We start from the raw sequence: 7,088 nt of genomic DNA, 5'->3' as shown, positions 1-7,088 counted from the left end.
CACAAGGATTTTCAGTCCTTTGCTCTACCGACTGAGCTACTGAGCCATAAGTAGAATTTACATTTTTTTTAGAAAAAAATGGCGGTCCGGACGGGACTCGAACCCGCGACCTCCTGCGTGACAGGCAGGCATTCTAACCAACTGAACTACCGGACCAAGTATTTTCAAGTGTTTTTCTTGAAAATAACCAAAAATAATTGCGGGGGCAGGATTTGAACCTGCGACCTTCGGGTTATGAGCCCGACGAGCTACCGGGCTGCTCCACCCCGCGACGATAATAAACTATTAAAAAATTATGGAGGAGGAAGAGGGATTCGAACCCCCGCGCGGTATGACCCGCCTGTCGGTTTTCAAGACCGATCCCTTCAGCCGAACTTGGGTATTCCTCCGTATTGAATGTTATTTTGCTATCGCAAAAAACTCTGGTGGACCTTGTAGGACTCGAACCTACGACCGGACGGTTATGAGCCGTCTGCTCTAACCAGCTGAGCTAAAGGTCCAATAAATATTTGTGTCTGTAAAACTCATGGTTATTTTGCATTCGCAAAAAACTTGGTATTTTTCAAAGTACAAAAAATAATTGGTAGCGGCGGAGGGGTTCGAACCCCCGACCTTTCGGGTATGAACCGAACGCTCTAGCCAGCTGAGCTACACCGCCACAATTTATATATGTTGTTTTGCTTTTGCAAAAAACTTGGTGGAGTCTAGGGGGATCGAACCCCTGACCTCCTGCGTGCAAGGCAGGCGCTCTCCCAGCTGAGCTAAGACCCCAGGAATAGTCATTAAAATGAAGTGGTCGGGAAGACAGGATTCGAACCTGCGACCCCTTGGTCCCAAACCAAGTGCTCTACCAAGCTGAGCTACTTCCCGTTCATATGGCGCGCCCGAAAGGAGTCGAACCCATAACCTTCTGATCCGTAGTCAGACGCTCTATCCAATTGAGCTACGGGCGCATATGTTGTAAAAGCAACTTAATCATAATACCATTTTGAAGTTATAAATGTCAAGGTGTTTTTTATTTTAATTTTGGTGCGGCCGAGAGGACTTGAACCTCCACGGGGTTGCCCCCACTAGGCCCTCAACCTAGCGCGTCTGCCATTCCGCCACGACCGCATTAGTAAATAAGAACATTTATAATGTTAACAAATACCATCGTTATTTACAAGTGTAAATAACTGGTTTTTCTACTCAGGAATGATAATTGGTGCGGGTGAAGGGAGTCGAACCCCCACGCCTTGCGGCGCCAGATCCTAAGTCTGGTGCGTCTGCCAATTCCGCCACACCCGCATATTAATGATAGTTTGTATTCACAAAAAACTTGGTGAGCCATGAAGGACTCGAACCTTCGACCCTCTGATTAAAAGTCAGATGCTCTACCAACTGAGCTAATGGCTCAAAAAAAAAAGAAAAAAAAAAAAGTGGCTGGGCTAGCTGGATTTGAACCAACGCATGTCGCAGTCAAAGTGCGATGCCTTACCGCTTGGCTATAGCCCAATTATAGGAAAAAAATGGCGGTCCGGACGGGACTCGAACCCGCGACCTCCTGCGTGACAGGCAGGCATTCTAACCAACTGAACTACCGGACCAAGTATTTTAAGTGGTTTCCTTAAAAACAACTTACAAGATTTATTATATGGTAGTCAGCAAGGAAGCCGTCCTAGCCAGCCACTTACTAACCACCAATTGCCAATGACCCCTACGGGATTCGAACCCGTGTTACCTCCGTGAAAGGGAGGTGTCTTAACCACTTGACCAAGGGGCCTAAAATTTATGGCGGAGAAGGAGGGATTTGAACCCTCGCGCCGGTTACCCGACCTACACCCTTAGCAGGGGCGCCTCTTCAGCCTCTTGAGTACTTCCCCATAAAAATGGCTCCGCAGGTAGGACTCGAACCTACGACCGTTCGGTTAACAGCCGAATGCTCTACCACTGAGCTACTGCGGAACATTATTAATTGTTGTCTTATCGACAATTTATATTATAAAAACGTCGAGGTCAAAAGTCAAGAAGTAAAAATCATCCTTTTATCAAACAATAGAAACCTTCCTAGTTGCAGAAGTTGATTTTAGCAACAGTTTATTCCGATGTCAATACTGTTATTTGTTTTAATTTGCCTTTACATCTTCCACAAACATACTTCTTCACATTGACAGTCCGCTTTCTTTTAAAGACTAGCGAACACCCCAAACATGAATACACGTAAATCTTTGCGCTTCTATTTGTTTTCGGTCGATCAGGTAATTGCCTGCAAAACCTTGGAGCACCGACCTGCATCATTAAATTCTTAAAATCTTTATCTTGATGCTTATATCCCTTCTTTTCTAAATGGAGATGATAATGACATAATTCATGCTTAACAATCCCGATTAATTCTTCTCTCCCTAATTGTTCCAAATACCGTTTATTAATCTCAATATTATGCGTTTGTAGGATATACCTTCCACCAGTTGTCTTCAATCTTGAATTAAAGATAGCTAGATGGCGAAATGGTTTTTGAAAGAACTGAAGTGAAACTTCTTCCACTAATAATTGTAGCTCTTCATTTGTCATTTGTGCCCCCTCCATTTTCAAGAACATGACAAACTATTATAGCATACATTATAGATACCTAATCATATAAAACGATGTGAATTCCACCTGAAAATCTATCATATTAAGGAGGTTTCCTCTTATGCCTGTTTGGCTCCAAAACCAAATGCAAAGGGCTTTTTATGAGAAGAACCGTTATCAAATCAAACTATTAAATCAATGTTGGTTTTTTTATAGAAAAAAACACTGCTCCTAATAGTAATCCCGTTTTGATACGGAAATGGCATACGAATCGACGTATGCCATTTTCCCTTTCATATCATATAAGGATTAGAAATGCCTCTTATAGAAAAGTAAAACCTTTAATAATAAATTTTAAGGAAGAAGCTTGTTGGACACACAAAATTAAGTGTCAATTGGGATTTCATTTCTTACGACATTTCTAAATACATAAGAATTCTTATCCTTAATTTTGTAACAGGTGATATTTAGATAAGCGGAGATTTTCCGGTTAAAGCACGTAATAGGACATGGTTCGAGGTATATAAGCGGAGGTTTTCCGATTAAGCAATGTAAAATGACCCATTTTGACGTTTTTTGAGTAAATAGTCGGAATCCTTCCGTCTATTTAAGCTATTTTCAGTGCTATTTCGTAATTAAGAGAGTTTTCTCCGCTTATTTATCCAACCAAACCGATTCCCTCATCTAGGTCCTTAGGGTTCGCACTATATTTAAATTTATGGGTGGTGGCATAATAATGGAAAGGCGTGTCAAATCTGTTGTCAGATTGCACGCCTTCTTCATTGTTATTTATAGGATATGCACCTCAAAACGGAAGGGCTTATCCTTGAATTATTCCCCTGGTGGCAACATTGTTAGTGAAACGCGTCCCTTTTGTTTATCTACTGAATCTACCCAGACGGTAACGATATCACCAACTGATACGATGTCTAACGGATGCTTTACAAAACGTTTTGTTAATTTAGAAATATGGACAAGGCCATCCTGCTTCACACCGATATCGACAAATGCACCAAAATCAACTACATTTCGAACGGTACCTTGTAGCTCCATTCCTGATTTTAAATCCTCGAGTTGCAATACATCCTTTTTTAATAAAGGAGCTGGCAACTCATCACGAGGATCTCGTTCAGGTCTCACAAGTGCATCAATAATATCCTTTGTGATACATCATGTTGGTATTGCCCAACCCCAACCGATTTCGGATCAATTTTTACTAGTTCTGCTAACGGATCCTGTAAACGACGTGCAATGGAAACAGCACTACGTTCTTCTACCTGATAATTAGGAAATTCTTCACGGGCTAAATCAGATGCCGAATAAACACTAGCACCAGCTTCATTAACAATGAGGTAATATACCTCTTCTTCAACCTCTTTTAATATATCCGCGATGAACTGTTCTGTTTCTCGAGAGGCAGTTCCATTTCCTATTGCAACCATTTCGACCTTATACTGTTTGATAATGTCAAAAATTCTTTTTCTTGCTGCTTCTAATTTATTTACTGGTGGATGCGGATAAATAACACCAATCTCTAATACTTTACCAGTATCATCTACTACTGCTAATTTACAGCCTGTCCGATAGGCTGGGTCGACACCTAAAACGATTTTCCCTTTTAGTGGTGGTTGTAATAAAAGATTTCGTAGATTCTCCGAGAAAATGTGTATCGCTTGTTCTTCGGCTTTTTCGGTTAATTCATTACGAATTTCCCTTTCAATCGAAGGCTGTATCAACCTTTTATAGCTATCTTCAATCGTCTCTACAACAAGGGTTGCTACAATGGAGTTGGAGTTCTTCACCCATTTCTTTGTTAGAAACCCCAGTATTGACTCAGTCTGAGGCTTTACTAAAACCTTCAAAATATCTTCCTTTTCCCCACGATTAACAGCTAACACACGATGGGGAACAATTTTTGCAACAGGCTCTTCATATTCGTAATACATTTCATAAACTTTCTTTTCGTCCTTTTCTGCATCTTTAACATTCGTTTCAATTCTACCGTTTTTAAACGTTTCTTGTCGGATCCACTTTCGACTGTCTGCATCATCAGATATCCATTCAGCGATAATGTCCTTTGCTCCAGCAATTGCCTCATCAATTGTAGTTACTTCTTTTTCACCAGATAAAAACTCTTGAGCTTTTGCCTCTACACTTCCCGTTTGCGGGAACGACATAAGCCATTCTGCCAGGGGCTCAAGACCCTTCTCCTTCGCAATCGTCGCACGAGTTCGTTTCTTCTGCTTATAAGGACGATAAAGATCTTCTACTTCTTGTAATTTAGTTGCTTTACGTACTTGTTGCTCTAGTTCTGGTGTCAGCTTACCTTGCTCATGGATAATCCTTACTACCTCTTCTTTTCGTTGTTCTAGGTTTTGTATGTATTGCCAGCGCTCACTAATGTCTCTTATTTGAACTTCATCTAGAGCTCCTGTCTGTTCTTTCCGGTAACGCGCAATAAACGGAACCGTATTTCCATCTTCCATCAGATCTATTACACTTTTTACTTGTTTTAATAATAAATTTTGCTCAGTTGCAATTTGTTTCAATAAAATGTCTTTCTTCTCAATAGTTTGTTCCAATTTTTCAAACCCCCAGCTCTTAAAACTCTATCACCATTGTATCAAAAAAGTGCCTAAACGTTAAAAATCCTATACGAATCTTTACAGAAATAAAGCCTACTCTATCCAGAGTAGACTAATAATGGGCTGTGTACATAAATTTAACTATTCTTATTTTTCGACTCTATTATGAAAAAAACTCCATATCGTTCCTATCTGTTTGGATTGCTTCCTTTAATTTTTTTATCGCTCGCCGCTGAATACGTGAAACATGCATTTGAGAAATCCCCAATTTATCACCTGTCTCCTTTTGACTTAGGTTTTCAAGATACGTATACTGAATAATCTGCCTCTCCCGTTCCGAAAGAATAAATAGTACCTTTTCAAGCGCTAATTTTTGATTAATCTTTTCGTACCCTGAATCAACTGTACCAACTAAATCTAATAGAGTGACCGTTCCACCTTCTGAATCGGCCTCTATAGAGTGATCGACCGAAAGTGCTTGGTAGCTCTTCCCTATCTCCATCGCTTCTAATACTTCTTCTTCTGAAACATCTAATTCCTCAGCTATCTCTATTACTTTAGGAGAACGTTGTAGTTTACTTGTGAGTTCTTCAACAACCGTTTTAATTTTTGGCCCGAGCTCTTTTATCCGTCTTGGAACGTGCACACTCCAGGTTTTATCACGAAGAAATCGTTTAATCTCTCCTAAAATGGTCGGAACAGCAAATGCTTCAAAACTTTTGCCGAACCCTTCATCATACCTTCGAATGGCCCCTAATAGTCCTAACATTCCAACTTGATAAATATCCTCATGATAAGCTTTACCTTTCGAATACTTTCTGGCTAGTACCACTACTAGATTTTGATAGTGAATAACTAACTGGTTTAGAGCCTGTTCGTCTTGATGTAGTTGATAAGCTTTAATTAGTTGATAAATCGACTCTTGAGAAAGACTATTAGGTTGAGATGGCTTTTGCATCAATCTCCACCTGCTCTCCTTCTATATATTTGGTCATAAAAACTGTTACACCCTCGGTTTGATGAATTCTTACTTCATCCATTAAAGTTTCTATCAGGTAGAGACCTAGACCTCCTTCTCGCAAAAAATCGATAGAATCATGCATAGCATATGGACCCTTCCCATTCCTAGCCAGTTCAAAATCGAAGCTTTGACCATGATCAACAACCATGATTTCTATTCGATTACGATAAAGCCCAAATCCAACTTGTACTTCCCCTTGCCCCTCTAACTTATAGGCATGCTGTACGGCATTTGTACAAGCTTCACTAACAGCAATTTTCAAATCATCTAAGTCTTCGTAGGAAAACCCCATCCGATTAGCTATCCCCGATAAAGTTAAACGGATGACCGCGACATATTCTGGTTTGGCTGGTATCTTTATCTCAATATAATCATACGGTTGATTCATACTTCTTCACCTTCTACCCCACTTTTTATATTCATAATATCCGCAAGGCCTGTAATCATAAAAAGCTTATTTATTCGGTCTGATAAACCTGTCAATTGAAGTCTTCCGTTGTGTTTACGCAGCGATTTAAATACCCCAACCATAACGCCTAAACCGGTGCTATCCATATATGTAACTCCATTGAGATCGACTATTAAATTCATTTCTTCCTTTTCAGAGAATGGAAAAAGCTTCTCCTTTAACTTGGGAGCCGTGTATACATCAATTTCTCCACTTACAGATACATGTGTTTGCCGTTCTGTCGAATTAATAGTTATAGACAAATTCATACCTGACCTCCGCTTTTTTTGATAGTAGTCATGTATTTTAATTACCCCAATATTTTTCCGCCTAAACCTCTCTTTTGATGATTATGATTGTAGAATTGTCTCGATTCTCTTTTTTTCAAAACAATTAAAAAAAGACAAGCCTCGGTTGCTTGTCTTTTGCAGATACACCAGTATATTACGTTTAGTATGTAGAAACGCTCTATAAAAGAGCGTTG

General features: G+C 39.9%; 5 protein-coding genes, 16 tRNA genes and 1 pseudogene. 1 reads left to right on the top strand and 21 read right to left on the bottom strand.

The annotated features are described in order from the left end of the window. Nucleotides 1-79 precede the first annotated feature (79 nt). The 17 genes from LRP83_RS20420 to LRP83_RS20340 all read right to left on the bottom strand — a co-directional run bounded on the left by LRP83_RS20420 (nucleotide 80) and on the right by LRP83_RS20340 (nucleotide 2,550). Nucleotides 80-156: transfer RNA gene (locus LRP83_RS20420), tRNA-Asp, on the bottom strand. Between the two features lie 41 nt (nucleotides 157-197). Then, nucleotides 198-271 (bottom strand) — tRNA-Met (locus LRP83_RS20415). A 25-nt stretch (nucleotides 272-296) separates the two neighbouring features. Next, a tRNA-Ser gene (locus tag LRP83_RS20410) sits at nucleotides 297-389 on the bottom strand. A gap of 34 nt (nucleotides 390-423) precedes the next feature. After that, nucleotides 424-500, bottom strand: a tRNA-Ile gene (locus LRP83_RS20405). A gap of 81 nt (nucleotides 501-581) precedes the next feature. Continuing rightward, nucleotides 582-658 (bottom strand) — tRNA-Met (locus tag LRP83_RS20400). Between the two features lie 37 nt (nucleotides 659-695). Continuing rightward, nucleotides 696-771, bottom strand: a tRNA-Ala gene (locus tag LRP83_RS20395). Nucleotides 772-793: 22 nt separating this feature from the next. Further along, nucleotides 794-870, bottom strand: a tRNA-Pro gene (locus LRP83_RS20390). Nucleotides 871-876: 6 nt separating this feature from the next. After that, a tRNA-Arg gene (locus tag LRP83_RS20385) sits at nucleotides 877-953 on the bottom strand. 74 nt (nucleotides 954-1,027) lie between these two features. After that, nucleotides 1,028-1,113, bottom strand: a tRNA-Leu gene (locus LRP83_RS20380). 89 nt (nucleotides 1,114-1,202) lie between these two features. After that, nucleotides 1,203-1,287 (bottom strand) — tRNA-Leu (locus tag LRP83_RS20375). A gap of 32 nt (nucleotides 1,288-1,319) precedes the next feature. Continuing rightward, a tRNA-Lys gene (locus LRP83_RS20370) sits at nucleotides 1,320-1,395 on the bottom strand. A 24-nt stretch (nucleotides 1,396-1,419) separates the two neighbouring features. Further along, nucleotides 1,420-1,494: transfer RNA gene (locus tag LRP83_RS20365), tRNA-Gln, on the bottom strand. 15 nt (nucleotides 1,495-1,509) lie between these two features. Next, nucleotides 1,510-1,586: transfer RNA gene (locus LRP83_RS20360), tRNA-Asp, on the bottom strand. Nucleotides 1,587-1,690: 104 nt separating this feature from the next. Then, nucleotides 1,691-1,762, bottom strand: a tRNA-Glu gene (locus tag LRP83_RS20355). 9 nt (nucleotides 1,763-1,771) lie between these two features. After that, a tRNA-Ser gene (locus tag LRP83_RS20350) sits at nucleotides 1,772-1,862 on the bottom strand. A gap of 7 nt (nucleotides 1,863-1,869) precedes the next feature. Then, nucleotides 1,870-1,944: transfer RNA gene (locus tag LRP83_RS20345), tRNA-Asn, on the bottom strand. A 132-nt stretch (nucleotides 1,945-2,076) separates the two neighbouring features. Then, nucleotides 2,077-2,550: a SprT family protein gene (locus LRP83_RS20340; RefSeq protein ID WP_230498587.1), complete on the bottom strand. Its 474-nt coding sequence runs from the start codon at nucleotides 2,548-2,550 to the stop codon at nucleotides 2,077-2,079. 121 nt (nucleotides 2,551-2,671) lie between these two features. Here LRP83_RS20340 and cmpA point away from each other — a divergent pair, with 121 nt between their 5' ends. Further along, nucleotides 2,672-2,785 carry a cortex morphogenetic protein CmpA gene (cmpA, locus tag LRP83_RS20335; protein ID WP_230498585.1) on the top strand — a complete coding sequence of 38 codons (114 nt, stop codon included), beginning with the start codon at nucleotides 2,672-2,674 and terminating at the stop codon, nucleotides 2,783-2,785. 596 nt (nucleotides 2,786-3,381) lie between these two features. Here the strand turns inward: cmpA and LRP83_RS20330 are convergent. From LRP83_RS20330 to LRP83_RS20315, 4 genes and pseudogenes are all read right to left on the bottom strand, one after another. Then, nucleotides 3,382-5,132: pseudogene (locus tag LRP83_RS20330) on the bottom strand (Tex-like N-terminal domain-containing protein). Nucleotides 5,133-5,298: 166 nt separating this feature from the next. Continuing rightward, entirely contained in the window at nucleotides 5,299-6,093 is a 795-nt protein-coding gene (sigB, locus tag LRP83_RS20325) for an RNA polymerase sigma factor SigB (RefSeq protein ID WP_230498583.1), read from the bottom strand. After that, a complete protein-coding gene (rsbW, locus tag LRP83_RS20320) occupies nucleotides 6,071-6,544 on the bottom strand; it encodes an anti-sigma B factor RsbW (protein WP_230498582.1) in 474 nt (157 codons plus the stop codon). The genes sigB and rsbW overlap by 23 nt, the downstream gene beginning before the upstream one ends. Beyond that, a complete protein-coding gene (locus tag LRP83_RS20315; RefSeq protein WP_230498581.1) occupies nucleotides 6,541-6,873 on the bottom strand; it encodes an anti-sigma factor antagonist in 333 nt (110 codons plus the stop codon). The genes rsbW and LRP83_RS20315 overlap by 4 nt, the downstream gene beginning before the upstream one ends. Nucleotides 6,874-7,088: the final 215 nt, after the last annotated feature.

The sequence above is a fragment of the Pseudoneobacillus rhizosphaerae genome (genome assembly GCF_917563885.1).
GTDB lineage: Bacteria > Bacillota > Bacilli > Bacillales > Cytobacillaceae > Pseudoneobacillus > Pseudoneobacillus rhizosphaerae.
Note: the sequence above shows the minus strand (reverse complement) of the source record. Positions and strands in the feature narration are given on the sequence as shown.

Bases quoted from the DNA above. Each gene is read 5' to 3' on its own strand.
- LRP83_RS20340 (WP_230498587.1), bottom strand. From the start codon at position 2,550: ATGACAAATGAAGAGCTACAATTATTAGTGGAAGAAGTTTCACTTCAG.
- cmpA (WP_230498585.1), top strand. From the start codon at position 2,672: ATGCCTGTTTGGCTCCAAAACCAAATGCAAAGGGCTTTTTATGAGAAG.
- sigB (WP_230498583.1), bottom strand. From the start codon at position 6,093: ATGCAAAAGCCATCTCAACCTAATAGTCTTTCTCAAGAGTCGATTTAT.
- rsbW (WP_230498582.1), bottom strand. From the start codon at position 6,544: ATGAATCAACCGTATGATTATATTGAGATAAAGATACCAGCCAAACCA.
- LRP83_RS20315 (WP_230498581.1), bottom strand. From the start codon at position 6,873: ATGAATTTGTCTATAACTATTAATTCGACAGAACGGCAAACACATGTA.